The 25,599-nt window shown below is 59.7% G+C and carries 26 protein-coding genes and 1 tRNA gene; 14 read left to right on the forward strand and 13 right to left on the reverse strand.

Features of this window, described 5'->3' with window-relative positions:
• Window positions 1-23 precede the first annotated feature (23 nt).
• The 4 genes from DTI93_RS07230 (at window position 24) to DTI93_RS07245 (ending at window position 3,593) form a co-directional block, all read left to right on the forward strand.
• A complete protein-coding gene (locus tag DTI93_RS07230; RefSeq protein ID WP_249080131.1) occupies window positions 24-1,028 on the forward strand; it encodes an alpha-ketoacid dehydrogenase subunit beta in 1,005 nt (334 codons plus the stop codon).
• Between the two features lie 39 nt (window positions 1,029-1,067).
• Window positions 1,068-1,499, forward strand: a complete 432-nt coding sequence (locus tag DTI93_RS07235; RefSeq protein ID WP_043558496.1) for a heme-binding protein — start codon at window positions 1,068-1,070, stop codon at window positions 1,497-1,499.
• 210 nt (window positions 1,500-1,709) lie between these two features.
• On the forward strand, window positions 1,710-2,588 hold the full coding sequence (locus DTI93_RS07240) for a glycosyltransferase (RefSeq protein WP_103765256.1): 879 nt from the start codon (window positions 1,710-1,712) through the stop codon (window positions 2,586-2,588).
• Window positions 2,589-2,639: 51 nt separating this feature from the next.
• Window positions 2,640-3,593, forward strand: coding sequence for a glycosyltransferase (locus DTI93_RS07245; RefSeq protein WP_249080132.1), 954 nt, complete (start codon window positions 2,640-2,642; stop codon window positions 3,591-3,593).
• Between the two features lie 86 nt (window positions 3,594-3,679).
• Here the strand turns inward: DTI93_RS07245 and DTI93_RS07250 are convergent, their stop codons facing one another.
• The 5 genes from DTI93_RS07250 to DTI93_RS07270 form a co-directional block, all read right to left on the reverse strand.
• Window positions 3,680-4,642 (reverse strand): flagellin, encoded by a 963-nt coding sequence (locus DTI93_RS07250; protein WP_043558127.1) that lies wholly within the window; start codon window positions 4,640-4,642, stop codon window positions 3,680-3,682.
• 130 nt (window positions 4,643-4,772) lie between these two features.
• Window positions 4,773-5,336 carry a hypothetical protein gene (locus DTI93_RS07255; protein WP_043558125.1) on the reverse strand — a complete coding sequence of 188 codons (564 nt, stop codon included), beginning with the start codon at window positions 5,334-5,336 and terminating at the stop codon, window positions 4,773-4,775.
• The gene (gene fliM, locus DTI93_RS07260; protein WP_052348898.1) at window positions 5,320-6,552 is read right to left on the reverse strand and encodes a flagellar motor switch protein FliM; all 1,233 of its coding nucleotides are present in this window, start codon (window positions 6,550-6,552) and stop codon (window positions 5,320-5,322) included. Before fliM ends, DTI93_RS07255 begins: the two co-directional genes overlap by 17 nt.
• Before the next feature lie 16 nt (window positions 6,553-6,568).
• Window positions 6,569-7,093 (reverse strand): flagellar basal body-associated FliL family protein, encoded by a 525-nt coding sequence (locus DTI93_RS07265; protein ID WP_052348897.1) that lies wholly within the window; start codon window positions 7,091-7,093, stop codon window positions 6,569-6,571.
• A 17-nt stretch (window positions 7,094-7,110) separates the two neighbouring features.
• The gene (locus tag DTI93_RS07270; RefSeq protein WP_166651581.1) at window positions 7,111-7,962 is read right to left on the reverse strand and encodes a response regulator transcription factor; all 852 of its coding nucleotides are present in this window, start codon (window positions 7,960-7,962) and stop codon (window positions 7,111-7,113) included.
• Between the two features lie 257 nt (window positions 7,963-8,219).
• Here DTI93_RS07270 and DTI93_RS07275 point away from each other — a divergent pair, with 257 nt between their 5' ends.
• The 3 genes from DTI93_RS07275 to DTI93_RS07285 all read left to right on the forward strand — a co-directional run bounded on the left by DTI93_RS07275 (window position 8,220) and on the right by DTI93_RS07285 (window position 10,980).
• Window positions 8,220-8,807 carry an NAD(P)H-dependent oxidoreductase gene (locus DTI93_RS07275; RefSeq protein ID WP_043558122.1) on the forward strand — a complete coding sequence of 196 codons (588 nt, stop codon included), beginning with the start codon at window positions 8,220-8,222 and terminating at the stop codon, window positions 8,805-8,807.
• Window positions 8,808-8,853: 46 nt separating this feature from the next.
• Window positions 8,854-9,810 (forward strand): AraC family transcriptional regulator, encoded by a 957-nt coding sequence (locus tag DTI93_RS07280; protein ID WP_249080134.1) that lies wholly within the window; start codon window positions 8,854-8,856, stop codon window positions 9,808-9,810.
• A 102-nt stretch (window positions 9,811-9,912) separates the two neighbouring features.
• The gene (locus DTI93_RS07285; RefSeq protein WP_249080135.1) at window positions 9,913-10,980 is read left to right on the forward strand and encodes an NAD(P)-dependent alcohol dehydrogenase; all 1,068 of its coding nucleotides are present in this window, start codon (window positions 9,913-9,915) and stop codon (window positions 10,978-10,980) included.
• A gap of 43 nt (window positions 10,981-11,023) precedes the next feature.
• On the opposite strand, the gene DTI93_RS07290 is transcribed toward DTI93_RS07285, so the two are convergent.
• A complete protein-coding gene (locus DTI93_RS07290) occupies window positions 11,024-13,561 on the reverse strand; it encodes an excinuclease ABC subunit UvrA (RefSeq protein WP_249080137.1) in 2,538 nt (845 codons plus the stop codon).
• Window positions 13,562-13,713: 152 nt separating this feature from the next.
• Between DTI93_RS07290 and DTI93_RS07295 the strand changes: the two genes are divergently transcribed.
• Window positions 13,714-14,193: a hypothetical protein gene (locus tag DTI93_RS07295; protein ID WP_086442156.1), complete on the forward strand. Its 480-nt coding sequence runs from the start codon at window positions 13,714-13,716 to the stop codon at window positions 14,191-14,193.
• A 70-nt stretch (window positions 14,194-14,263) separates the two neighbouring features.
• On the opposite strand, the gene DTI93_RS07300 is transcribed toward DTI93_RS07295, so the two are convergent.
• Window positions 14,264-14,349, reverse strand: a tRNA-Tyr gene (locus tag DTI93_RS07300).
• A gap of 75 nt (window positions 14,350-14,424) precedes the next feature.
• Between DTI93_RS07300 and rlmB the strand changes: the two genes are divergently transcribed.
• Window positions 14,425-15,228 carry a 23S rRNA (guanosine(2251)-2'-O)-methyltransferase RlmB gene (rlmB, locus tag DTI93_RS07305; protein ID WP_248461045.1) on the forward strand — a complete coding sequence of 268 codons (804 nt, stop codon included), beginning with the start codon at window positions 14,425-14,427 and terminating at the stop codon, window positions 15,226-15,228.
• A 72-nt stretch (window positions 15,229-15,300) separates the two neighbouring features.
• On the opposite strand, the gene DTI93_RS07310 is transcribed toward rlmB, so the two are convergent.
• Entirely contained in the window at window positions 15,301-16,386 is a 1,086-nt protein-coding gene (locus DTI93_RS07310) for an alkene reductase (protein WP_249080139.1), read from the reverse strand.
• A gap of 154 nt (window positions 16,387-16,540) precedes the next feature.
• Here DTI93_RS07310 and DTI93_RS07315 point away from each other — a divergent pair, with 154 nt between their 5' ends.
• Window positions 16,541-16,867, forward strand: coding sequence for a helix-turn-helix transcriptional regulator (locus tag DTI93_RS07315; RefSeq protein WP_103765261.1), 327 nt, complete (start codon window positions 16,541-16,543; stop codon window positions 16,865-16,867).
• A 23-nt stretch (window positions 16,868-16,890) separates the two neighbouring features.
• Here the strand turns inward: DTI93_RS07315 and DTI93_RS07320 are convergent, their stop codons facing one another.
• The gene (locus tag DTI93_RS07320) at window positions 16,891-17,301 is read right to left on the reverse strand and encodes a hypothetical protein (protein ID WP_249080141.1); all 411 of its coding nucleotides are present in this window, start codon (window positions 17,299-17,301) and stop codon (window positions 16,891-16,893) included.
• On the opposite strand from DTI93_RS07320, the gene DTI93_RS07325 reads away from it, so the two are divergent.
• Together DTI93_RS07325 and rpoH are read left to right on the forward strand one after the other, a co-directional pair.
• Entirely contained in the window at window positions 17,300-18,301 is a 1,002-nt protein-coding gene (locus DTI93_RS07325; protein ID WP_081562808.1) for an RluA family pseudouridine synthase, read from the forward strand. The genes DTI93_RS07320 and DTI93_RS07325 overlap by 2 nt on opposite strands.
• A gap of 227 nt (window positions 18,302-18,528) precedes the next feature.
• Window positions 18,529-19,452 carry an RNA polymerase sigma factor RpoH gene (gene rpoH, locus DTI93_RS07330; RefSeq protein WP_043558106.1) on the forward strand — a complete coding sequence of 308 codons (924 nt, stop codon included), beginning with the start codon at window positions 18,529-18,531 and terminating at the stop codon, window positions 19,450-19,452.
• Between the two features lie 152 nt (window positions 19,453-19,604).
• On the opposite strand, the gene DTI93_RS07335 is transcribed toward rpoH, so the two are convergent.
• Complete coding sequence (locus DTI93_RS07335; protein WP_043558103.1) at window positions 19,605-20,798, reverse strand: phosphoglycerate kinase; 1,194 nt, start codon at window positions 20,796-20,798, stop codon at window positions 19,605-19,607.
• A gap of 2 nt (window positions 20,799-20,800) precedes the next feature.
• Window positions 20,801-21,823 (reverse strand): type I glyceraldehyde-3-phosphate dehydrogenase, encoded by a 1,023-nt coding sequence (gene gap, locus DTI93_RS07340; RefSeq protein WP_043558101.1) that lies wholly within the window; start codon window positions 21,821-21,823, stop codon window positions 20,801-20,803.
• Window positions 21,824-21,966: 143 nt separating this feature from the next.
• Between gap and DTI93_RS07345 the strand changes: the two genes are divergently transcribed.
• On the forward strand, window positions 21,967-22,440 hold the full coding sequence (locus DTI93_RS07345) for a hypothetical protein (RefSeq protein ID WP_081562809.1): 474 nt from the start codon (window positions 21,967-21,969) through the stop codon (window positions 22,438-22,440).
• Window positions 22,430-23,980 carry a glycosyltransferase family 2 protein gene (locus tag DTI93_RS07350; RefSeq protein ID WP_249080143.1) on the forward strand — a complete coding sequence of 517 codons (1,551 nt, stop codon included), beginning with the start codon at window positions 22,430-22,432 and terminating at the stop codon, window positions 23,978-23,980. The genes DTI93_RS07345 and DTI93_RS07350 overlap by 11 nt, the downstream gene beginning before the upstream one ends.
• Before the next feature lie 21 nt (window positions 23,981-24,001).
• On the opposite strand, the gene DTI93_RS07355 is transcribed toward DTI93_RS07350, so the two are convergent.
• Window positions 24,002-24,982, reverse strand: coding sequence for a hypothetical protein (locus DTI93_RS07355; RefSeq protein WP_143539921.1), 981 nt, complete (start codon window positions 24,980-24,982; stop codon window positions 24,002-24,004).
• 172 nt (window positions 24,983-25,154) lie between these two features.
• Entirely contained in the window at window positions 25,155-25,517 is a 363-nt protein-coding gene (locus DTI93_RS07360; RefSeq protein ID WP_043558089.1) for an arsenate reductase, read from the reverse strand.
• Window positions 25,518-25,599 lie beyond the last annotated feature (82 nt).

Here is a 25,599-nt window from a genome sequence, read left to right on the forward strand (position 1 = left end):
CATCATCTGAAGGAAAATCTGTCATGACCAGACATGTCTCGCTGAAATCAGCCATCAACGAAGCTCTGGATCAGGAAATGGCCAGAGACCCGAAACTGCTCATCTTCGGGCAGGACACCGCCGGTGGTGTCGATGCTGGGGGAGAAACGGATACATGGGGTGGCGTGCTTGGTGTCACCAGGGGGCTCTATACCCGCTATGGTGACCGGGTGATTGATGCGCCCCCCACCGAGATGGCCTATGTCGGGGCTGCCGTCGGGGCCGCCCTCTCCGGCTTCCCCGTCGTGGCGGAAGTCCCGTTCATCGACTTCATGGGCGTCTGCTTCGACCAGCTGCTGAACCAGGCTGCCAAGATGCGCTACATGTTCGGCGGCACGGCCGAAATCCCGCTTGTCGTCCGCACGATGGTCGGGGCGGGCATCAATGGTGCGGCGCAGCACTCCCAGATGCTGACGGCCATGTTCACCCACATTCCGGGCCTGAAGGTCGTCTGCCCCAACACGCCGCATGATGCCAAGGGGCTGATGATCGAGGCCATCCGGGACCGGGGCCCCGTGATCTTCTGCGAGCCGAAATATCTCTATGAGACGACCGGCCCCGTTGCCGAGGCTCCTTACGCCATTCCCTTCGGGCAGGCCCATCTCGCCAGGGAAGGACATGACGTCTCCATCGTCACCTACGGGCCCATGGTCCCCCGGGCACTGGAGGCCGCCACCCGGCTGGCGGAAACGGGAATCGAGGCCGATGTCATAGACCTGCGGACTCTCTCCCCGCTGGACATTGCCACAGTCCTGAAGTCCGTACAGAAAACAGGTCGGCTTGTAGCGGCTGATGAGGCCCATCCCCGCTGCAACATGGCCACCGACATCGTGGCGCAGGTCACCGGGCAGTGCTTCACCAGCCTGAAAGCCGCCCCGCAGATGGTCAGTGCCCCACACACGCCCGTGCCCTTCTCGCCCGTGCTGGAGAAAGCCTACATCCCCGGTGCGGAGCAGATCATGGCCGCCGTGACCCGGATCATGGCATGAACAGGCATGGGAACAGTCAAAAGCAAGGAGTCCTCAGAAATGACTACCAGACACCATGTCTCACAGGCCACCATCACCTGTGAGGCCGCCAACAGCCTCGTGCAGGCTGTCCTCAAAGAAGGAGCTGCACAGAAGATTCCCGTTTCTGTCGCCATCATGGATGCAGGCGGGCATCTCCAGGCCTTTGCCCGCCATGATGGAACAGCCTTCCTGACGGTCGAGATCGCCATCGACAAAGCATGGACGGCCTGCTCCTTCGGTCAGCCGACCCATGTCTGGAACCAGCTCGTGCAGAACCCCCACATGGCCCCCCTCGCCAGCAGACCCCACCTTGTGGCCGTAGGCGGTGGATGCCCCATTTTTGCCGGGGGGCAGCTGATCGGCGGCATTGGCGTCTCCGGCGGTACCTACGAGCAGGACCGGGACCTGGCTGAAAAGGCCCTGAACAGTCTGGGATTCGAGGTCGCCTGAAAACCCCTTCCGTCCCTGCCAGACAGGCCATCTCTCCAACCGGAGGGATGGCCTGTCTGCCTGTTGCACGGCCAGGACAGCCCAAACCATCACAACGGCCTCTTTTCTCCCTCATGCATATTGGTTAATAAATAACTTGCAAACTTTCTTTAAGAAAATCAGAATGTTCATGGACGTACAATCACTTTCAGCGGATCGGACGGCCCTTTCATGAAGGCCCACCTCACTGTTGCGACGGGCCTGGATGAAAACAACCTCATTCCTGCTCTGGTCACCATACAGTCCACCATCAGCAATGCGCAGGACAAGTCCCGCCTGTCTTTTGCCCTCTTCCATACGGGACTCGATGACCATGTGAAACAGCTGGTAAAAGGGCTGCTCAACTCGTATGGCGTCGCTTTCTCCCTCATCAACATGCCCGGCATCCTTTCCGGCTTCACCTACAAAGACACCATCTGCACCCACCGTCTTTATCCCCTGCTCATTCCCCAATATTTCACATCACGAAATTTCGTACTCAGCATCGGGGCAGGTTCACTCATCCGGGGGGACATTCTGTCCCTTCTGTCCGATTTCCCTACCGGAGCAAAGATCGGGGCTGTCCGCTGCATGTATCATGCCCTCATGGACCAGCCCGACTCCGGGCCTGTCAGGTCGGAGCGCCATTTCAGCCGCAACCTGCTTCTCTTCAACCGGCAGGCCATCTCCCCGGAGGAAGGGCAGGCCTGCATCCAGCTGCTGGACGAAGAGTGGCCGGGACGGGACGAAACCATCCTTAACTACCTCTTCCGCCACGCACTGCACCTGTTCCCGCAGTCATGGAATCTCCAGATGCCGCTCTTCCAGCAGCCGGATGCGGCCTTCATCCCTTCCATACGGACAGCCATTACCTCCGCCCGCAACAACATGAACCTCGGCCAGTTCGCCAGCCATCTCGACCCTGATGACATGACAGCAGCCCTGGAGCAGACCAACATCCACGCCCGGGATTACAGAAAGATCGCAGCCTCCCTCATGCGTCAGATACAGGACAGGATGCCACCTCTCCTCTTCGACCCCATATGGACCGCCTTGCAGAACATTACATGATCCCTGCCACTGTCCGACCCATCCCCTGACGCACGCAAGTTGTCCCACATCATGCAGACCATTCCCATCGTCATGTCGCTGAATCAGGCGTATGTCGTCCCCGCCATCGCCACGATACGGTCCGTTCTCAACTCGATATCCGACAGGAACCGCATAGAATTCGTCATCTTCCACAAGGAGCTCTCACCAGCTGCCATCAGGATCATGACCACTCTGGTGAACGATTCGGGGGGACGGATCACCTTCATCAACGTGCAGGAGCATTTTGCAGGCCATAACCTGAAAAAAGAAGAAATGTACCATGCACTGCTCATACCGGGACTGATGGCAGGGCATGATTTTGTCTTTTTCCTTGATGCCGACATGATCGTGACGGGCGATCTGCTGTCTCTCATCCACGCCATGCCCGCAGACAAGAAAATAGGGGCTGTCCGCTGCTTCTTCCGCAACACCATCCTGCCTCCCAACGTACCCCGCCCCCTGCATGATCAGACACTCAGGACTGGCCTGAAGGACACAAGCCGGTATTTCAATGCCGGTCTCATGCTCTTCAACATGAAAGCCATAAGACCAGAGGATGGCAGACGCTGCCTCCAGCTCATCTCCCGCAGGTGGAAGGGCCATGCCGAAAGCATCCTCAATGTCGTTTTCCATGATTCCGTGCAGTTTTTTTCAGTCCGCTGGAATTACGCCATGACGCACATCGCCAAGGATGTTGTCCCCTTCCAGCCGGAGATACGGAAAGATGTCGAAGAGAGCAGACTGGACATCCAGGTCCAGCATTTCCTTTTCCTCTCCAAGCCGTGGCTACCCAGGGCCGAGCACGCCCTCTTCCTGAAGGAAGGAGACTGCCCGGAATTCAGATACCATGTGCAGAATTACAAAAACGCTCTGGCTGCCGTCATGAAGGATATTTCTCATGTGGCACCCCGCCTTCTGTGCGGGGCCTCATGGGAGATGACGGAACGCCATCTGGACCCCGAGGAGAAAGCCCTTCTGGCATAAAAAAAACGCCACCGTAAAAATACGGTGGCGTCTGGCACATGGTCGCCCGAAGGCTCCGGCCCAACAACAGGGCCGGATACTTCCCCTTACTGGAACAGGGACAGAATGTTCTGGGACTGACCGTTGGCAATGGAGAGGGACTTGATGCCCAGGGACTGCTTGGTCTGCAGGGATGTCAGCTTGGCAGACTCGGCAGACATGTCAGCATCCGTCAGAGCGCCGGAAGCAGCTGTCAGGGAGTCGGAAGACTTCTGACCATAGGAGCTCATGGAGTCGATGGTCTGCTGGTTGGAACCGAGATCAGACGTGACGTTCGTCATGGCAACGATGGCCTTCTGAACACGCCCGATCATGTCGGCAACAGCCTTCTTCGGATCGCTGGAGCTGTCAGCCAAGGAAGCACCCGTGGCGCTGGCGTTCAGGAAGACGTTGGAGGTCGGGTCAGAACCGGCCACACCATTCGTTGTCAGGCCCAGAACGTCGGTCAGGGTCGCACCCTTGGCACCTGTCGTGGCGGAAACGAGGGCGCCATAGCCGGTCAGTGTCTGTGTATCACCCTGGAGACCCGTAACGAAGGTCAGGCTGCTGGCCGTGATGCCCAGACCATCGGCTGTACCACCTGTCGTACCACCGGCCAGCAGGTTGATCCCCTTGGTCGTGGCGTTACGGGCGATGGTGTCAATGCTCTTCATGTAACCTGTCAGCTCCTTGTCGAGCTGGCCGAGGGAAGAAGAGTTGCCCAGGTTGTTACCGACAGTGGTCACAGCGTTCTGGACGTTCTGAAGGATGTTGATGATGCTGTTGGCAGCAGAGTTTGTGGAGCTGACAATCTGGGAAGCGTAGCTCAGGCCATCATTGACAGCGCTCTGGCCGGCAATGTCACCACCGATCTGGGAGGAAATGCCAAAAGCAGCCGGATTGTCGGAAGCATTGGCGACCTTCTTGCCGGTGGAGACGGCATTTTCCGTCTTGGCCAGATCGCCCTGTGTGGTGTTCAGTGTTTCCAGAGCAACCATGGAAGACTGGTTGGTATTGATGGAAAGACTCATGGTCTTCTCTCCTTGCACATCTGTATAGAAACCAACGAACTCATCGTTGACAGATGGATAGAAACACAGAACCCTTACATGTTTCTTACAGAGGACATTTCAAAATGACAGGCATGGCAAAATGCCTGCCTTAACCATCGGCCTCATTCTGCCTCATATAAGGCCTTGGGCTACGCAGGCGGCCCGGAACAGGCATGACAATCTCATCGGAGAAATGCGGGGCAGAATCACCTTCAGCCGGGGCAGGCCCGGCGGCGGCCCTGCTCTGTTCCAGCGCCTTCTTCTGCATTTCCAGCTGTTCTTCCAGCTGTTGCAGCATGGCCTGTGCCGACTCCACGGCCTGGTTCAACCCGGCCTCCTGCTTTTCCGACCGCTCCAGAACACCAGAAAGCGAATCGGCAGTCTCCTGCGTCATCTTCTGCTGGTCCATCAGGTCCTCTTCAGCATTGCGGGCACGCTCCAGCAGGACAGACAGGCGCCTGTCCCCCTGGGTGACCTCATGCCGGACCCGCTCGAACATATGGTTCATCTGTTCTGTCGAAGCATCAAGCGTGGCCACCATCTCATTCAGTGCCGTATAGGAATCCCGGATGACCCCAAGCCGCCGGACAATGAGACGGGAGCTGACAATCCCGGCTATCAGGACGACCATCAGAAGAATCTCGATGATGAGCTGGCTATTTTTCAGAAGCATGATGTCCCCTCTGCTCTGCTGACTGCTGATCCACCGAAGCAGAACCAAGAGACGCCAGCAGTTCCGGCGTCAGATCTTCCTCCAGCGGGATGAGGCGCTGGTCTATCCGAACAGCCTGCATCCGATGCAGCCGCCCCAGCGTGCCCTCAAAAATTGGCGTTCCGTCACATTCCATCCGCACACGATGCGGCGCTTCGCCCTTGCTGGGCAGATGGAGGACACTACCTTCCTTCAGCTCCAGAATCTGGGAAAGCGGGAAAGACGCCGTCTCAAACACGGTGGAAACGGTCACGCTCGTTTCCATGATTTCGGAAATGAGATGATTCTCCCATATGGAGTCATTGCCGAAATTGTCCCCCATGAACTGCTGGGAGAGTTTCTCTCTTACCGGTTCCAGCGTGGCATAGGGAATGACGATATCCATGTCCCCGCTCCTGTCGCCCATATCAATATGGAAGCGGGCCGCAATGGCCGCATTGGAGGGCCGGGCAATCACCGCCAGGCTGGAGCTGATCTCCAGCCGCTCGAAAGAGAGATCCACCTTGCCCACTGGCGCAAAAGCCTCGGAGAGATCCGCCAGCGTAATGACAATCAACTTCTCTATGAGGGCTCTCTCCAGAGCAGTGTGGGGCCGATTCTCTATGATCTTGGGTCCACCACCGCGCTCTCCGCCCATCAGGATGTCCACGATGGAATAAGACAGCGACGAATCCACAACAACCAGACCATAATTGCGCCACTGCTCTGCCCGGAAGACGGAAAACAGGGAGGAAGACGGCACTTCTCCCATATAGTCCCCAAAACGCAGGGACCGCATGTTCTCCATGGTGATGTCGACATTGTCGTTGGTAAAACCACGCAGGGTCGAGGAAAGGAAACGCACCAGCCGGTCAAACACGTTCTCCAGCATGGGCATACGCTCATAGGCCACAAAACCGGCCTTGATGATGCGCTCCATCCCGCTCTCTTCCCGCATGGCAGAACCGGAAAATGCATTGCCGAGCATGGCATCAATGGCGGACTGGTCCAGCGCATGGCCATCCGCCTCACCATCATCCCCCCCATGCGCAGCGACCCCGGAGGAGGATGTTCCTTCCTCTTCCGGGGCTTCAGTCCGTGCAGCATTGTCTTCTGTATCCGGGCCGGGCTGTTCCGCTCCCTGCCCTTCTGTCAGGTCAGGCTGGTCAGCCTGTGCCTGCTCCTCTTCATCCGCCATTGGGTCCAAATCCACCTTACTGGGTTAGAAGTTCCGTAATGTAAATGTTCGTGACATTCAGCGGGGCAAACGCCACACGCAGGCGCCTCAGCAGGGCCTCACGCAGGCGATAGAAGCCACTGCCATGCAGGTCCTGCGGGCGGCTTTCGTGCAGATAGGTCTGGAAAATGTCCTGCACCTCGGGAATACGCCCCTGAAGAGCTGCCAGTGTCTCAGCTCCCTCCACCTCGACACTGGCTGTCATCTTTACATAGACCGTCCGCCCGGCCCCGTTATCCAGATTGGCCGTGGCAGAGGGAACCGACAGAAGGAGGCGATGTGAGCCCGCCTCCCCGCCTTCCGCTGCGGCAACCTTGGGGGCAGGCTTCCCGCCACCGCCGAATGGTGGAAGATGGGCCTGCCAGGCACCCACGCCCCCACCTATCAGCAGCAGAGGCACGGCAGCCATGATGGCCATTTTCTTCCTGGACATGCCCTTCCTGCCATCAGCCGAAGCGGCTGCACCATCACCTCCGGCGTCTGGACTGGTCTCATCACTCATGACGCTGCGCTCCGTTATCAGTCCTGATGAACCGGCTGTCTGGCGGCTTTCTCCACAGTGCGACGGCTTTCCGCCTCGCCTGCCATGGCTGTCACACCCAGACCCGCCGATACGGGCATGCTGGCCTCACGGATGGCCTGCTGGACAGGGTTGCACTCATCCTCGGCACGGGCACCCAGCGGCAGGAAGGCTTCCTCATTCAGCCGATACCCCATGCCCCAGCTCGTGATGAAGGGCTTCTGGATACCTCTTGCCCGCAGCTTCTGACGGATGCGGCAGACCATGACATCGATGGTCTTGCTGATGGGCTTCTCCCGCCCGGCATACAGGGTGGACAGGATGGCGGCCTTGTTCAGCAGGCTACCCCGACGACGCACCATGAGGGACATGATGTCATATTCACCCTGTGTCAGCGGCAGGAGGTCATCATCCACCAGCACCTCACGGGTGTCTTCCTTCACCGTCAGACGGCCGACCGTGATGATCTGGCTGGTCACGCCATGATCCATGACACGCCGGACAATCGCCTTCAGCCGGGCCAGCAGTTCTACCGGCCCTACCGTGATGGGCACGCAGTCATCAGCACCAGCGGCAAGGGCCTCGGCCACGTTGTGGGCTGTCAGATTCCGGGCAATGACCAGAATCGGCAGGCTGAAGCGGTTGTTGCGAATCGTTCTGATCAGAAGCGGATCCGGGTTGGTCTGCTGGATGACGGCCACATCGGACTGATCATTGCGCAGGGCGCTCAGCACGCCTTCCCTGCCAGAAATGCGCAGAAAGATTCCTCCTTCAGAAACCGCTTCAGAAAGAGTGGAGCAAGGCCGTCCGTCCATATTCTTTGGACTATCACCAACGCAGATCAACCTCATGGAAGTTTTCCTTTTCTTCATCGTTTCGTACTCCTCATTATCAAGACATAATGCTAACGCGACATTAAAATATCCTTCCATCTTTTAAATGCAATCAAAATATTCCTTTAAATTCGTTAAAATGCTGCCACAAAGCCCATGAGATTATGGCAATTCCATGGACTTTTACAAAGCACTAAAGGCCATTTTCTCCCCTTGACACCAGCGGTTCCGATTAATGAACTGGACATCTTCACAACCCTCATGAAAGTCCCCCAATGACCCACATCCACCTCATCAACGGAGCGAAACCTTTTGCCCACTCTGCCGGAAAACTGAACCAGACCCTCCAGAATCTTGCCGCAACCTGCCTTCAGGAACACGGTTTGTCCGTCAGCCAGACCGTCATTGATGAAGGCTATGATGTCGAAAGCGAGATCCGGGCGATCCAGAAAGCGGACATCGTCATCTACCAGTTTCCGGGATGGTGGATGGGCACGCCGTGGCCTCTGAAAAAATATATGGATGAGGTTTTCACACAGGCACATGGCCTTTTTTACAGCAATGATGGCCGCAGCCGGCACGATCCCTCAAAGCGTTATGGCTCTGGTGGCCTGCTACAGGGCAAACGCTTCATGGTATCCACCACGTGGAATGCCCCACTTGAAGCCTTCGAAGACAGGGACCAGTTCTTCGGCGGCGGTGGCATTGATGCCGTGCTTTTCCCGTTCTATCGGGCCCATGCCTTTCTCGGCATGGACCGCCTGCCCACCTTTCTGGCAACGGATGTCATGAAGAACCCGGATGTCCCAGCCATGGAGGCTGCCTACCGGCGGCATATCGAGCAGGTCATCATCATGGCCTGACCGGCTCCACGGATCAGGAACAACCGGCACAGAGAAAGACTGCACCATGCCACAGGACCGACTCGCCGCCCTCCAGGCGGCTGTCAGCCGCCACTGCCCGGAAAAAGTCACCCATACGGCTTTCGACTTCCTGACCCTCTATCGCACCGGGACCGTGACCGATCCCGTTCTGGTCGTTTACGAACCCCGCATCTACATCGTCGTGCAGGGGCAGAAAATCCTTCACCTCCATGACCAGCCCCTGCCCTATGGAGAAGGCGAATATCTGATCTCCACACTGGACCTGCCCGTTTCCGGCCAGATCACCAGGGCCTCGGCGGAAAGACCCTATCTGGCCCTGTGCATCAGCTTCTCCTCCACGGAGATGGAGCAGCTCCTCCGGGAGAGCCAGTCCGCCCTCAGCCGTCAGGCCCGGAAACTGGCCCTCCGAAAAGAGAACAGCTCTCCCATATCCGCCATGGGAGTGAGCCGGATCACCGACGACCTGCTGGATGCCCTGCTGCGCCTGGTCGGGCTGCTCGCCCGGAATAGCGACCAGAAATTTCTGGCGCAGCTCTACAAGAAGGAGCTCCTCTATCTCTTTCTTCATGGCCAACAAGGCCATGTCCTTCAGGAAACGGCCCACCTCCAGAGTGACCTCTCCCGCATCAACAGGGCCATCATCCATCTGCGCCACCATTTTCAGGAACGGTTCGAGATCAGCACGCTGGTAAAGATCGCCGGGATGGGCCAGTCCAGCTTCTACAAACGCTTCGGAGAGCTGACAGGCATGACGCCCGTCCAGTACCGCACGAAGCTGCGCCTGCAGGAAGCACGCCGCCTCATGGTGCATGAAGAGATGAGCGCTGCCAGCGCAGGCTTTCAGGTAGGATATGACAGTCCCTCCCAGTTCAGCCGTGAGTACAGGAAAACCTTCGGCCGCCCGCCCCAGGCCGACCTCCAGCACATCCGCCGCATGGGCGTGGATGCCTATACGGCCCAGCATGAAGATGTGTGGTTCTGAAGCAGACCTGCCATCCCTCCTGAAAGATTGAACAGAAGGTTAACGTTCCATAGGCTCGCAGCTGGCCCGTTCAATCGCCGCTCTTCAGGGAAGGATGATCCCATGCGCACCATTGGCTTTGCCTGCACCTCTGCCGAGGCCCCTCTCGCCCCCCTCCATTTTGACCGCCGCAATCCCCGCCCCAATGACGTGGTGATGGAGGTCCTCTATTGCGGGGTCTGTCACTCCGACCTGCACTGGGTGCGCAATGACTGGGGCCATACGCCTTATCCGGCCATTCCCGGCCACGAGATCATCGGCCGCGTGCTGGAGGTCGGCCCGGAGGTGACCCGCCACAAGGCCGGGGACATCGTTGCCGTCGGCTGCATGGTGGACAGCTGCATGACATGTGACCAGTGCCGCAAAGGTGAGGAACAGTATTGCCGGGAGGGCAGGAAATATCCCATCGGCATGAATGGGGTCTATGGTGGCATTGATGCCGTGGACGGAACTCCCAACATGGGCGGCTATTCCAAGCACCTCGTCGCCCGGCAGGAATTCGTCCTGAAAGTGCCAGCAGGGCTGGATGCCTCCAGGGCGGCACCGCTGCTCTGTGCCGGCATCACCACATGGTCCCCCCTGCGGACATGGCGTACCGGGCCCGGATCACGGGTTGCCGTCATCGGCCTTGGCGGGCTGGGCCAGATGGCCGTGAAGCTGGCTTCCGCACTCGGGGCGGAAGTCACCGTCCTTTCACGCAGCGGGAAGAAAAAACAGGAAGCCCTCGCCCTGGGGGCAGACAGCTTCCTCGCCTCTGGCGATGAAAAGGCCATGCAGGAAGCGGCCAGCCGTTTTGACCTCATCATCGACACCATACCGGTGGAGCATGACATCAACCCCTACCTGTCCCTGCTGGATGTGGACGGCACGATCTCCCTTGTCGGGCAGGTCGGCCCCATACCGGCACTCTCAACCCTGCCGCTGGTCTATGGCCGCCGCAACATCACCAGCTCGCTCGCCGGAGGCATCCGTGAAACGCAGGAGCTTCTGGACTTCTGTGCCCGCAAAAACATCCTGCCCGACACGAAGACCATCGCCATGCAGGACATCAACGAGGCCTTCCGCCAGCTGGAACAGGGCGACACGCACTACCGCTTCGTGATCGACATGACCACACTGAAGACCGACTGACCGACCGACCCCGCCGGGACCGAACCCCGGCGGGGCCACCCCGTCACGCTCCGGCCAGCACCTCCCGCAAATATGGCCCTGTCCGGCTTTCAGGGTTCCTGGCCACCTCCTCCGGCGGGCCGGAGGCAATGATCTTCCCGCCCTTCTCCCCACTGCCGGGGCCAATGTCGATCACCCAGTCACTCGCCGCCGCCACACGCATGTTATGTTCGGTCACAACCACGCTGTGCCCCTGCTCCACCAATGTCTGGAGCTGGCCCAGCAGCCTGTCCGTATCAGAAGGATGCAGGCCGGTCGTGGGTTCATCCAGAACATACAGCATGGGGGCGGGCCGCCGCTTCTGCAGTTCCGTTGCCAGCTTGAGCCGCTGCGCCTCACCGCCGGACAGTTCCGGTGCAGGCTGGCCAAGACGGAGATAGCCAAGGCCGGACTGCTCCAGCGTTTCCAGCCCGCGGGCCAGTGCCCCTTCTCCAGCAAAGAAGGTGCAGGCCTCCTCCACGGTCATGGCCAGCACGTCGGCAATGTTCTTCTCCCGCAGCGTGATGGCCAGCACCTCATCCCTGTAGCGTGCCCCGTGACAGACCGGACAGGGAGCCTCCACACCGGGCATAAAGAGCAGACCGACCGAGACCGTCCCCAACCCCTCGCAATGCGGGCACCGCCCCTTGGCCACATTGAAGCTGAAGCAGCTTTCATCCAGCTTCGCCCTGCGGGCGGCTTCCGTTGCGGCGAAGAGCCTGCGTATCTGGTCAAAAATGCCCGTATAGGTCGCCAGATTGGAGCGTGACGTCCGCCCGATGGGCTTCTGCGTGATGATGGCCAGACGCCGGACATGCTCCAGCCCTGCCACGATACACCCTTCCGGCTGGGCCTCCACGGCCTCGTCCGCCAGTGGCGTGGTGTCGTCACCATCCTGCGGTTCGTCCGCTTCCTCGACCTTCTGGCCCAGCGCACGCCCCAGAAGACTCACCAGAGCCTGACTGACCAGACTGGACTTGCCGGAACCGGAAACACCCGTCACGCTCACCAGAACACCCAGTGGCAGCTTCAGGGACAGGTCCTTCATGTTCCGCCATGTGATGCCCTCAAGCTGGAGCCACCGCTCCACCTGTCGGCCGGGACCACGCTCCAGAGGCGGCGGGGCAAAGAGATAAGGCCTTGTGCGGGAGGCCTCCACCTGCCGCAGGCCATCCGGCGGGCCACTGTAAAGAACCTGCCCGCCATGGCTGCCCGCACCGGGACCAATATCCACCAGCCAGTCCGCCCGCCGCATGACGACAGGATCATGCTCCACGACCAGCAGAGAGTTTCCGGCCCGGGGCAGACGGGCCAGCACGTTCAGCAGGGCCTCGATATCCGCCGGATGCAGTCCGGCGGCGGGTTCATCCAGCACGTAGGCCACGCCAAACAGGGCGGAATGGACCTGCGTCCCCAGCCGTAGACGCTGATATTCGCCGGGGGAAAGACTGTCCACGGTCCGGTCCGTCTGAAGATAGCCCAGCCCCAGCTCCAGCAGTATCTCCAGCCGCCGGAGCAGGGCCGTGCCGATTTCCTCAATCACACGCCCCTGTGCATCATCCCGCCGCTCTCCTGCCAGCTGGTCTTTCAGCACGGCATGAAGCCGTTCCAGCGGCAGGTGGAACAGGGCCGCAATATCCTGCCCCGCAAACGTCACGGCCAAGGCTTCAGGCTTCAGACGGGCACCGTGACAGACCGGGCAGCGTGTCGCCTGCATGAAGGTCGCCGCACGGGCACGCATCTTCGCACTCTTGGAGCCGTGGAAACTCTGCATCACATGGCGGCGTGCGCTGGCGAAGGTGCCCTGATAGGTCGCCGGTTCCCCCCGCTTCATGGCCGCCTGACTCTCGGCGTAATTCAGGCCCCGGTAGATCGGTTCTGTCGGGGTTTCATCCGTGTACAGAATCCAGTCCCGTGTTTCCCTGGGCAGGTCCTGCCACGGCGTGTCCAGATCGACCCCACGCATCATGAGGATGTCCCGCAGGTTCTGCCCCTGCCACGCACCGGGCCATGCAGCCACGGCCTTTTCCCGCAGGGTCAGCGTCGGGTCGGGCACCATCTTTTCTTCCACGACGTCATAGAGCCATCCCGTGCCCTGACAGCGTGGACAGGCCCCCTGCGGCGTATTGGCGGAGAAATCGTCACTCTCCAGCATGGGCGCACCGGCTGGATACGTCCCTGCCCGGGAATAGAGCATACGCAGCAGATTGGAGAGGGTCGTCACGCTGCCCACGGACGACCGGCTGCTCGTGCCTGCCTGCTGCTGAAGGGCAATGACGGGCGGCAGCCCTGCGATGCTGCGGATTTTCGGTGGAGGCAGCTGATGGAACAGCCGCCGTGCATAGGGAGCGACCGTCTCCAGATACCGCCGCTGCGCCTCGGCATAGAGCGTCCCGAACGCCAGGGACGACTTGCCCGACCCGGACACACCGGTAAACACCACCAGACAGCCCCGTGGAACCTCCAGCGAGACATCCTTCAGGTTATGCTCCTGTGCACCTTCCACACGGATCATGTCCGCTGATTTCCAGTCGTGAGAAGGCTGATTATCCGATGACACCATGGCCGTGCGCTCCTTCTGACCAGCTCCAGACATAACAATCGGAGCTGGTCGCTATCATGAAAAAAATACTAACATGACCATACGCAGCAAAATAGTTGGGCCAACACACCCCTCTACCGAACTTTTTGAAACAGGCAACAGCATAATAGATCATGAACCAGATAACAGATAAAGCTGAATTACCCGATGATAAATGCCTTGTTCTTGGAGGAGATCTGACAGAAGCTGTCTGGACAAGCAATGGCCAGCCCATTCTTCTGGAAGACCTGCCCATAACGGACCAGCTCCGCACCAGACTAGACAAATGGATACGCCTTACCGATGATTTTGAATATTACCTGCCCAAAAAAGACCGCACCCCCTTTGACCTGAAAGGTTTTGCAGCTACCGGTCTAACCATTGCCAAAGACCTGAAAGGTGAACTCCCAGACTGGACCATACTCTATTGCGATGAATGGCTCTGGCAGAACCGGGATGATCTTTTTCTGGCGGACGATGACTGCCGCTATGAAGTAACAAAAGATACCCCAGCACAACCCCGCACACCACGCAAAGCCCCCGGCAGAAAGGGGTCGATCCATAGCTCTGAGCACCAAATAAACCGAGAGTTGCAAACTCCCAGAAGGGAATAATTTTTTGGGGCCTCGAAAAAGAAAAGCCGCCCTGTTTCTGGGGCGGCACTGCGCTTTTTCTGATTACCTGTGGTGGAGGGGGTTGGATTCGAACCAACGTAGGCGTACGCCAGCGGATTTACAGTCCGCCCCCTTTAGCCACTCGGGCACCCCTCCGAACTCAGGATGTGCGTGTGATAATATGCATTTACTGCTATGTCAATGCGAGCCAGAAAGATTATACAAAGACTTATGGCTAGAAAATCATCCTCCCGCCGTGTGGCCCTGCCCGAGGCGCAGAATCTCTCCCGCAACCGCTCCCGCCGCAGCACGACCCGGCACGGTGCCCCCGCCACGGGCAAGGGCTACTGGATCTACGGCCAGCACGCCGTGGAGGCCGCCCTGCTCAACCCTGCACGGGTCATCTACAACCTTCTGGCGACAAAGGAAGCCGCCGACTCCCTGCCCGAGACGGCCCATCAGCCCCGCATCGTCAGCCGGGAAGAGCTGGATGCCCTCTGCGGGAAAGACGCCGTGCATCAGGGCGTCTGCCTGAATGTCGAACCACTGGAAAATCCCGCCATCGTGGATGTCATCGACCGCCCCGGCCCCATTCTGGTGCTGGACCAGGTCACGGACCCCCGCAACATCGGGGCCATCCTGCGCTCGGCCGCCGCCTTCGGGGCCGCTGCCCTTCTGGTGCAGGACCGCCATACACCTGATGAAACCGGCACCATGGCCAAAGCGGCCTCCGGCGGGCTGGATGTCGTGCCCATCATCCGGGAGACCAACATTTCCCGTGCCCTACAGGGCCTTCAGAAAGCCGGGTTCTGGGTCGTGGGGCTGGATGCAGGCGGCACAAGGCTGGACCGCAACCAGCTCGGCGACCGCCGTGTGGCTCTGGTTCTGGGGGCCGAAGGGGCCGGCCTGCGCCGCCTGACACGGGAAACCTGCGATGAAATCGCCTCCATCCACATGTCCGGCCCGATGGAGAGCCTGAACGTCTCCAACGCCTCCGCCGTTGCCCTGTACGAGCTGACCCGCCCGCTGGACTGATCCCAGACATAAAAACGGGGTGGGACCGGATAACCCGGTCACCACCCCGCTCTCAAGCGATACTATCGGCCATCACTTGGCGAACGGATAATCCGTATAGCCCTTGGCTCCAATCGGGCCATACCATGTCGCCATGTCATCATCCTGAAGCGGCAGATCGTCCTTCAGGCGGCGCACGAGGTCCGGGTTGGCAATATAGGCACGACCAAAGCTTATGGCGTCAGCCCTGCCATCCGCCACGGCCTTCAGGGCCTCATCCCGTGTATATTCCTGATTCAGCACCAACGGACGGGTAAAGACCTTACGGATTTCCGGTGACAGTTTCGGCTGTTCCGTAGCCCCAGCAAATGTGAAGGTGCTGGACGGGTTGGACTCACGGAGTTCCAACCACGCCACGCCCAGATCATTCAGCATCTTTGCCGCCGGGATGAAGACAGCTTCTGGGTTGCTATCAATCGTGCCCTGCACTTCCCCATTCGGAGAAAGACGGACGCCGACATGTTCGGCCCCAACTTCCTTGATGACAGCTTCCGTCACCTCACGCAGCAGGCGCAGACGATTCTCAACAGACCCGCCGTAAGCGTCCGTCCGGTGATTAGTGCTGTCCCGCAGGAACTCATCCAGCAGATAGCCATTGGCAGAATGAATCTGCACACCATCAAAACCGGCCTTCATCGCATTGCGGGCAGCCCTGGCGTAATCCTCGATGATGCCCGGAATCTCATCCAGACGCAGCGCACGGGCTTCCTCATAAGGGGCCTTGCCCTCATAAGTATGAATATGCCCCGGTGCCGTTGAGGGAGACGGTGCCACTGGCTGCTCGCCTGTAACGGAGGAATGAACCATCCGCCCCATGTGCCAGAGCTGGCAGACAATCTTGCCGCCCTTTTCATGCACGGCATCGGTAACGGCCTTCCAGCCCTTCACCTGCTCCTCATTCCAGATACCCGTGGCATAGGCCCAGCCAAGCCCCTGACGGGAAATGCCCACCGCCTCGGAGATGATCAGACCGGCACTGGCCCGCTGAGCGTAGTACTCTGCCATGATGGGTGTCGGTACGGCATCTTTGCCTGCCCGTGCCCGTGTGAGCGGTGCCATGACGACACGGTTGGCCGCCTTGATGGACCCGAAGGAGATGGGATCGAAAAGTGTTGGCATGGTGTTTTCTCCTGAAAAACATGACCAGACGGGAGACAGGGACACATGGTGTCACCGCCCGTTCTTCTCAAACGCTAACACTTCCTTTTTGTTCTATCAACATAGAACAATGAAACCTTGACAAACAGCCCCCCGACTCCCGATACACGATCTCATGGCTGCGCTGTATCATCACCCCGCCCCGGAAGACATCACCCTCCTGCTCCTTCTGCGGGCCGTGGCGGACCCTGTCCGTCTGGGCATCATCTGCCACCTGCACGGCCTGAAGGAAGCCAACTGCACGACCCTTCTGCGTGGCAGGCCAAAATCAAGCATGTCGCACCATTTTCAGGTCCTGCGGGAGGCCGGCATCCTGCACACCCGTGTGGAAGGGGTCCAGCACCGCAACACGCTCCGTCTTGACGTGCTGGAGGACCGCTTCCCCGGCCTGATGGCCTCTATCCTGCGGGAATGTCCGACAGAGTTTCCAGAGAAAGACTGACCCTCCAACGAGGGCCGTCCCCATCAATGAGCGGCAGGCCCCGTCAGGTCCAGCTCCGCCACAAGGCGGGCCTGCTCCGGCTGCCAGAGCAGGATGCGGGCATCGCCCTGCCCTGTCTTGAGCGTGACGGCCAGAAGGCCATCAGGGCGGGCCGTGACGGCCATGACCTGCTCATCCGCCTGCCTGGGCAGTTTCAGCAGGGCTGGCCCTGCCAGAGAAGCAGGCCCTGCCGCTGCCCGTGAAAGCTCGGAAGCCGCCGGAGCGGGTGAAGCCGAAGAGTGGTGCATCATCCGATGAATGATGATTCCCACCAGCAGGACCGTCCCCAGAATGATCATCACCCCCATGATGATGACAGCCGCCACCAGAGCCTTGGGCGTACGTGGCGGGTTCGACTCGCTGTTTTGTCCCGGCTCGACTAGATTGGGGGCCATGTCCGACTCACTCATCTCCGATTCTCTCCCTGCGGATGCGCCCGCTCTCTTCTCATTCACCATCACGCCCGAGCAGACAGGGCAGCGGGCCGACCGTATGCTGGCAGACGCCATCGGTACCCTCTCCCGCTCCCGTGTCAAAGCCCTGATTGAGACGGGCCACCTTACCTGCAACGGCACGCCCCGGCGAGACCCCGCCTTCGCCCTGCGAGAGGGAATGACGCTGGAGCTGCGCCTGCCCCCGCCAGAACCGGCCCGCCCGCAGGCCGAAAGCATCCCGCTGGACATCCTCTTTGAGGACAGGGACCTCATCGTGCTGGACAAACCAGCCGGGCTGGTCGTCCACCCCGCCCCCGGCAATGAAACAGGTACACTCGTCAATGCCCTTCTTGGCCATTGCGGGCCGGACTTTGAAGGGATTGGCGGGGAAAAACGCCCCGGCATCGTCCATCGGCTGGACAAGGACACATCCGGCGTGATGGTCGTTGCAAAAACCCCCCTCGCCCATGAAGCCCTGTCCGAAGCCTTTGCGACCCGTACGATGGAACGGGCCTATCTCGCCCTGGCGTGGGGCCTCCTTCCGCCTTCAGGCGAGTTTGAAGGGGCGATCGGACGGGATAAGCGGGACCGCAAGCGCATGGCCGTCGTCCCTAATGGCGGCAAGCACGCCCTGACACGCTTCACGACGAAAGAGACGTTCCATGCAGGTGTATCGCTCGTGGAGTGTCGGCTGGCCACGGGGCGGACGCATCAGATCCGTGTCCACCTCTCCCATAATGGCCACCCCCTGCTGGGCGACCCGGTCTATCTGCGCCGTGTCCCGGCAGCGGCCCGCAAGCTGCCCGTGAACGTGCGCCATCAGGCCCTCGACTTCCCCCGTCAGGCCCTTCATGCCGCCACTCTGGGTTTTACCCACCCACGAACAAAGGAAGAACTGCTTTTTTCCGCCCCTCTCCCTGATGATCTCCAGACCCTGATTGAAGCTCTCTCGGAAGGGTGAAGCACCTGACTTTTTATTAAGTTTGACTCTCGGCAGGAATCAATTAAAGAATAATAGGACGAAAAAAGTCCTATAAAGAATGGACATGTCTCTATTGCCTTATTTGCGATGGAGATACGGCCTGACCGGCGTTAAAATGCAGGCGCTGGTCTCATCGTTCCTGTAAGGGATAGGCTGGTATGATCTGCCCGCCTCTTCCCCAGTCGGGTGCAAGGAGTCGAAGTCGCATGAAGTCTCCCTCAACTCTTCCCGCCATCGGCCCGGAGACCAACCTTTCCCGTTATCTTCAGGAAATCCGGCGGTTCCCCCTTCTCACCTCCGAGCAGGAACTCGCTCTTGCCCGCCGCTGGCGTGACAAACACGACAGCACGGCGGCTCATGAACTGGTAACATCCCACCTGCGCCTTGTTGCCAAGATTGCCATGAGTTACCGGGGCTATGGCCTGCCTGTCAGCGAACTGATCAGCGAGGGCAATATCGGCATGATGCAGGCTGTCCGCCGTTTTGACCCGGAGCGAGGCTTCCGGCTGGCGACCTATGCCATGTGGTGGATCAGGGCAGCCATTCAGGAGTACATCCTGCACAGCTGGTCTCTGGTGAAAATGGGCACGACCGCTGCCCAGAAGAAGCTCTTCTTCAACCTCCGCCGCCTGAAAGGGCAGATGCAGGCTTATGAGGAAGGCGACCTGCAGCCAGAGCAGATTGATCATATTGCCAAAACACTGGGCGTGCCGGAGCAGGATGTCATCTCCATGAACCGCCGCCTTACGGCACCTGACCACAGCCTGAACGCCCCGCTCCGTGCAGATGGCGAGCAGGAATGGCAGGACTGGCTTGTGGACCAGAACGAGAATCAGGAAGATACACTGGCCGAAAGCGAGGACATGAGCGGGCGCAAGGCTCTGCTTGCCGAAGCCATGCAGACGCTCAATGACCGTGAGCGCCACATTCTGACAGAACGCCGCCTGAAGGAAGACCCCTCCACGCTGGAAGAACTCTCCCATCATTACGGTGTCTCCCGTGAGCGCATCCGTCAGATTGAAGCCCGTGCCATGGAAAAATTGCAGAAAGCCATGGCCTCCGCCGTCAAGGAACGCCGCAGGGAACAGGGCTTCTCCGAAGAAGAGGTGGCCGAAAAAGTCAAAGCCTGATCCCCACCTCCTCCTTCAGAACTGCACTGAACAGAACGCAGCGGGGCCATACCCTGGCTGCGTTTTTTCATGCAACAGGAAGAAACAGTAGACACAAAAAAGGCGGCGTCCCGAAGGACACCGCCTCTTCCGTAAAACCAGCGAAACCGATCTTACTTGGCGCGCAGCACCTCAACACCCGGAAGGGTCTTACCCTCCAGCCATTCGAGGAAGGCACCGCCAGCCGTGGAGACATAGCTCATACGGTCAGCCACGCCAGCGTGACGCAGGGCAGAAACGGTGTCACCACCGCCAGCCACTGTCAGCAGCTTGCCTTCTTCGGTCAGCTTGGCAGCGGCACGGGCCACTTCCACGGTTGCCTTGTCGAAAGGCTCGATCTCGAAAGCACCCAGCGGACCGTTCCAGACAAGAGTCTTCAGGTCAGCAAGATGTTTGGAGATCAGCTCAGCTGTCTTCGGGCCAGCATCAAGGATCATGGTGTCTTCCGGCACCTTGTCCACCGGCACAACCTCGGAGGCAGCACCTGCCTTGAACTCACGGGCCACGACGGCATCCACAGGCAGGACCAGCTTGCAGCCTTTTTCCTTGGCGCGGGCGGCAATCTTGCGAGCCGTCTCATGCATGTCGGATTCCTGGAGGGACTTGCCAACCTTCACGCCTTCAGCAGCGAGGAAGGTGTTGGCCATGGCCCCACCAATGAACAGAACATCCACCTTGTCCAGCACGTTGCCAATCAGGTCCAGCTTCGTGGAAATCTTGGACCCGCCAATCACGGCGCCGACAGGGCGCTTCGGGCTTTCCAGCGCAGCGGAAAGAGCCTTCAGCTCAGCTTCCATCAGGCGACCAGCATAGGCCGGCAGCAGATGGGCCACGCCCTCTGTGGAAGCATGGGCACGGTGGGCAGCAGAGAAAGCATCATCCACATAGATATCCCCGTTGGCAGCCAGTGCCTTGGAGAATTCGGGATCGTTCTTCTCTTCCTCAGCGTGGAAACGTGTATTCTCCAGCAGGAGAACCCCGCCATCCTTCAGCGCATCCACAGCCTCTTTGGCCTTGGGGCCCACGCAGTCCGCAGCGAAGGCGACCGGGCGGCCAAGCAGCTCACCCAGACGTTTGCCAACCGGTGCCAGCGACATCTCGGGAACGACCTTGCCCTTGGGCCGGTCGAAGTGGCTGAGAAGGATGACCTTGGCCCCCTTCTCAGTCAGCTCACGGATGGTCGGCAGCACACGCTCGATACGGGTCGTATCGGTAATGGCACCCTCATGCATGGGGACATTCAGGTCAGCGCGGAGAAGTACGCGTTTGCCACGTACCTCCGCCTTATCAAGCGTGCGAAAAGCCATGATCAGAGTTTCCCGAACAGAGATGCCGTGTCGGACATACGGTTGGAGAAGCCCCACTCATTGTCGTACCAGGCACAGATACGGACCAGCTCACCACCATCAACCAGCGCTGTCTGCGTGGCATCAAAGGTGGAGGAGAACGGAACGTGGTTGAAGTCGTGGCTCACCAGCGGCTCCGTGTTGTAGCCGAGGATGCCCTTCAGGCGGCCTTCGGAAGCCTCACGGATGGCCTCGTTGACTTCCTCGACGGAGGACGGCTTGCGCTTCGGCACGAAGTCCAGGGAGACGAGGGAGACGTTCGGCGTCGGCACGCGGATGGCCGTGCCGTCCAGCTTGCCCTTGAGGTGCGGCAGAACCAGACCAACGGCACGGGCAGCACCCGTGGATGTCGGAATGATGTTGACAGCAGCGGCACGGGCACGACGGGGATCCTTGTGCAGCGTGTCGATGGTGCGCTGGTCACCCGTGTAGGAGTGGACGGTCACCATGTAACCACGCTCGATGCCGAACTTTTCATCCAGCACGGAAGCAACCGGGGAGAGACAGTTCGTCGTGCAGGAAGCGTTGGAGACGATCTGCATGCCCGGCTTCAGGGCGTCGTTGTTCACGCCGTACACGATCGTGGCGTCGGCATCCTTGCCCGGAGCAGAAACCAGCACATGCTTGGCACCGGCCTTCAGCAGGGCAGAAGCCTTGTCACGGGCCGTGAAGAGGCCTGTGCATTCCATGGCCACATCAACACCCTGGAGCGGAATCTCTTCCGGGTTGCGCTGGGCTGTCACCTTGATCGGACCGATGGTGCGGCCCTGGTGGGTCTTGATGAGCAGATCACCATTGACGACCTCGACCTCAGCCGGCAGACGACCATGAACGGTATCGTACTTCAGAAGGTGAGCGTTGGCCTCCACGGAACCGAGATCGTTGATCAGAACCGGCTCGACGTCAGTGCGCCCGCTTTCGATGATGCCACGAAGAACCAGACGCCCGATACGTCCGAACCCGTTGATTGCAATTTTAACGGCCATTGGTCGCTTCCTCCGTAATTGGTAGCTAAAGGACTCCTTATCCATAGCACCACTGCCAGAGAGCAACAGAGGGAAAATGAAGTTTTTGAAGCAGCCCTGCTTCCCTCTTGCGTCATGCCCGGCTTCCTGTAACCTGTTGTTTTATGATGGCTCTCTCTGTCCCCCGCTCTCTTCTGCGATTCCGCTCCACTGCCCTGCTTCTGCTGACGGCGTCCCTCTGCGGCTGCAATCCCATCGATCAACGCACGTTCGATGCGCAGGCTGGCAGGCCTCCCAGAACGGCCACCCCGGCCCTGCCTGCTCCCGCCCCGGAAAAACCAGCCTTTCTCCAGATTGCTGGCGGCACGCCAGAACGGGATTACGGGCCAGCGGTGGAGAAAGCCACCAAACTTGCACTGGGCCGCAAGAGCAACATCCTGTTCATCATCCAGGGCATGGCTCCCATGCAGCAGACGCCTGAGGCCGAGAGGCAGTCCCTCCAGCAGCTGACAGAGACGCTCGTCAACCCGGTCGCCAGCCATGTTCTGGCAGCCGGTGCCCGCCCCATCCAGCTGGAGATGAAAGTCGGCTCCAGCCCGACCGTCCAGAACAACATGGTCCGTATTTATGTCCGATAGGCACCCCCGTCTCACATGTGCCGTCCTTCTCAAGCAGGCAGACCATACCCTGCCGGGGTGGCTGGCATGGCACCTGGCCCTCGGGATTGAGCATATCGCCATCATTGATGCTGGCGCTTTTGATAATGTGCGGCAGATTGTCCAGAGTCTCCAGCAGGACTGGCCCCTCTCATGGCACCCGGTGGAGCTCCGGGAAGAGCTGAGCCCGGAAGGACGGCGCCTTGAGCTGACCCGGCAGGCCATCACCCACCTCCGGCAGATCACCCAGAACATGCCTCGGGACGTCCAGGAGGAAGCGGAGGGCGACACCATTCCCGTAGAGGACTGGATCATCATTCTGGATGCGGATGAATATCTGTCTCCTACTCGCGAACTGGCACGCCTGTTCCCCCCATCCACGGATGAAATCGCTGCCATGGCCATACATTGGCGGATTTATGGCAGCGCCGGGCATGTTCAGCCTCCTCCGGGGCATGTGGTGGCCAACCATCTCTGGCACGCCATGCCCTCTTTTGCCGATCACCGGTTCGTCCGGCTCATGGCCCGGCTGGACCAGCTGCCCACCCCAGCCAGGCTGACCGATGCACATATGCTGGGCCTGCTGCCGGAGCAGATCATCCGGGCGGATGGAGAGCCCTACCGGCCCGACAGGGAAACCCTTCCAGAAAAACCCTGGGCCGGTGGCTGCATCCAGCATTACATCTGCGCACTGGCCCATGGTGAGGACGAACTGCCTCCACCCATGCGGGCCCACTACAACCGCAACGAGCAGGTCACCCCTCCACAGGAACGTGACCTCCGGGCCATGCGCGTGCTCTCCAACCGGATGCGGGAAAGCGCACTGAAGGCGGGGCTCTCCCGTTTGCAGAAGCTCGTGGAGCCGCAGCTTGAAGAAGCACGTCTGCACTATCAGGAAGATGCCACAGCACTGGGCATCCGGGACCTTGTGCAGCACGGAACCTTCCAGTACGAGCGGATACGCCCCTCCACCCAGAGTGGCCTGCTGCTGAACAACCAGTTTTCAGCCCGCTATGAAGCCGGACAGACCGTCCTTCTCCGCTTCCCTGAGGGCAGACTCCTGACGGGGGACCAGTCGGACCACCACGAACCACTCATCGGATTCTGGCTGAAAAGCACTCCGCATCTTCTCACTCTCCATGAGCAGGACAGGTCATCCTTCACACTTGGAGATGCACCCTGCCCGTTTGGCATGGCCAGCCTGCGCATCACCTTCAACACACAGAGGCAGGCCATCCACCTGCCACACGAAACAGGCCATGCCAACATGCCGCTGGAGCTGATACCGACCAGCACAGCGCCTGCCTGCCTCTTCACACCGCTACCCCCCGTTGATGAGCCGGAGGGCCTGAGCGTGCACGGGCTGCTCACATGGCTTGCCGGGCACCCCGGCCTTCCACCACATGACCTGGCACGGGCACTGCTTCTGCTATCTCCGGATTCTGCCCAACATTTGCACAATCTGGCTCCCATGCTGGGGGAATTTCTTCCATTACGGCCCCGGCCTGAATTCCTGCCCTGAGGCCCCACAGGAAAGGGGGGCTCAGCCCCCCTGAAAAAGATGGTGCAGGCCCCACAGGCTGGCTGCAACCAGCCCCCCGCCGAGACACAGCCCTGCCAGAAACAGAAAAAGTGGTGATGGGGAACTGGTCTCCCCGGGACGCTCTGCCAGGGCAGCAAGACTGGCCCGCAAGGCTGCCAGCTCTTCCTGATGTGCCCGCTCTTCATCCTGATGCTGCCGCACCACGCTGCTCTGCTGCCTTATGAAGGTCGCCGCCTCCACAGTCGTCCGGAAAAAACAGTCGACCATATGCGGCAGAATGGCAGAAGGCAGCCCATCATCTGCTGCGGCGTCATAGACCAGAACACGATAGGCCGGACAGTGCAGCAGCGCCTTCATGAACATGGCGGACTCCGTCTCCACCGCCTGTGCACCGGCAATGACCAGAAAAACGATATCCTCTTCCACCCCATGCAGAGACTGGCCTGCTGCCCCATCACCCTGCACGGCACGGAATGTCACGTTCCGTTCTGTCCAGAAACCACCAAGGGCCTGCTCCATGCTCTTCAGCCGGTCCACCCCGACACCAATACCCAGCAGCAGCATCCGCGCCCCTTCACGGGTTGGAAAGCTGCGCCGCTGGGGCGGCGTCCCTCGCAGAAACTGCAACAGCTCTTCCCGCTGCCTGTCGGCCTTCTCTTCTGCATCCCGCCCGACGGCCAGAACCTCAAAACGGGGCATGACCTGTCCCTGATGCAGATGCGCCCTCAACAGGCCGCAGACACGCACACGTTCTCCCGCATGAAGCCCGTCTCCCTCCAGCAGGGAAGGGGAGATGTCCAGCAGAATGGCCGTGCCCGTCTTTTCATCCAGCAGGGGCGTACTTTCCCGACGGCGCCAATGGTCCGGCCGCACCTCCCCAATCACCCCTCTGACAGTAACGGGCATCTGCCAGTCTTCAAAACGGGCGCATATCTCCGAAAGGCGGCGTCGGAACAGGAGCTGTACCTGCTCGGGCGCCATGACAGGAAAACCCTTTTCCGGCCTCACCGAAGGAGCCACAGAGGACCGCCGTGAAAACACCTCCATAACTGCACCTCCTTCTCAAAAATAAAGGCCCCGAAACTGGAGCCTTCTCTATCATCTCATGAACGGAACGGCGAAGAGCCTTCCCTGCATGCCTGACAAACCATGGTCAGGCTGTCGGAGCGAACAGCCCTTCATAAAGCTCGGGCCGGAATCCCACCGTAACGGTCTTTCCGCTCTCAAGCACGGGGCGACGCACCAGGGTTGGATGCTCCAGCATCAGCGCCACGGCACGGGCTTGTGTCAGGTCCTGCTTCTGTGCCTCATCAAGACGGCGAAATGTCAGGCTGGAACGATTGAGCAGCTTCTCCCACCCTACAGCTTCAACCCAACCTTCCAGCAGGGCAGCTGTCAGCCCGTCCTTGCGAACATCATGATAGCGGACGGGAATCCCCCGGTCCTCGAGCCACTTCATGGCCTTCTTCACCGTAGAACAGGTCTTGATCCCGTACAGAACAACCGTATCAACCATAATGACCGTGCCTCTCCAGCAAGGAAACAGAAGACATCATATTATCAGGAAAAAACAGGAGACAGATAAGAGGCTTCATCAA

It is taken from the genome of Parasaccharibacter sp. TMW 2.1884, assembly GCF_023337695.1.
Classification (GTDB): Bacteria; Pseudomonadota; Alphaproteobacteria; order Acetobacterales; family Acetobacteraceae; genus Bombella; species Bombella apis.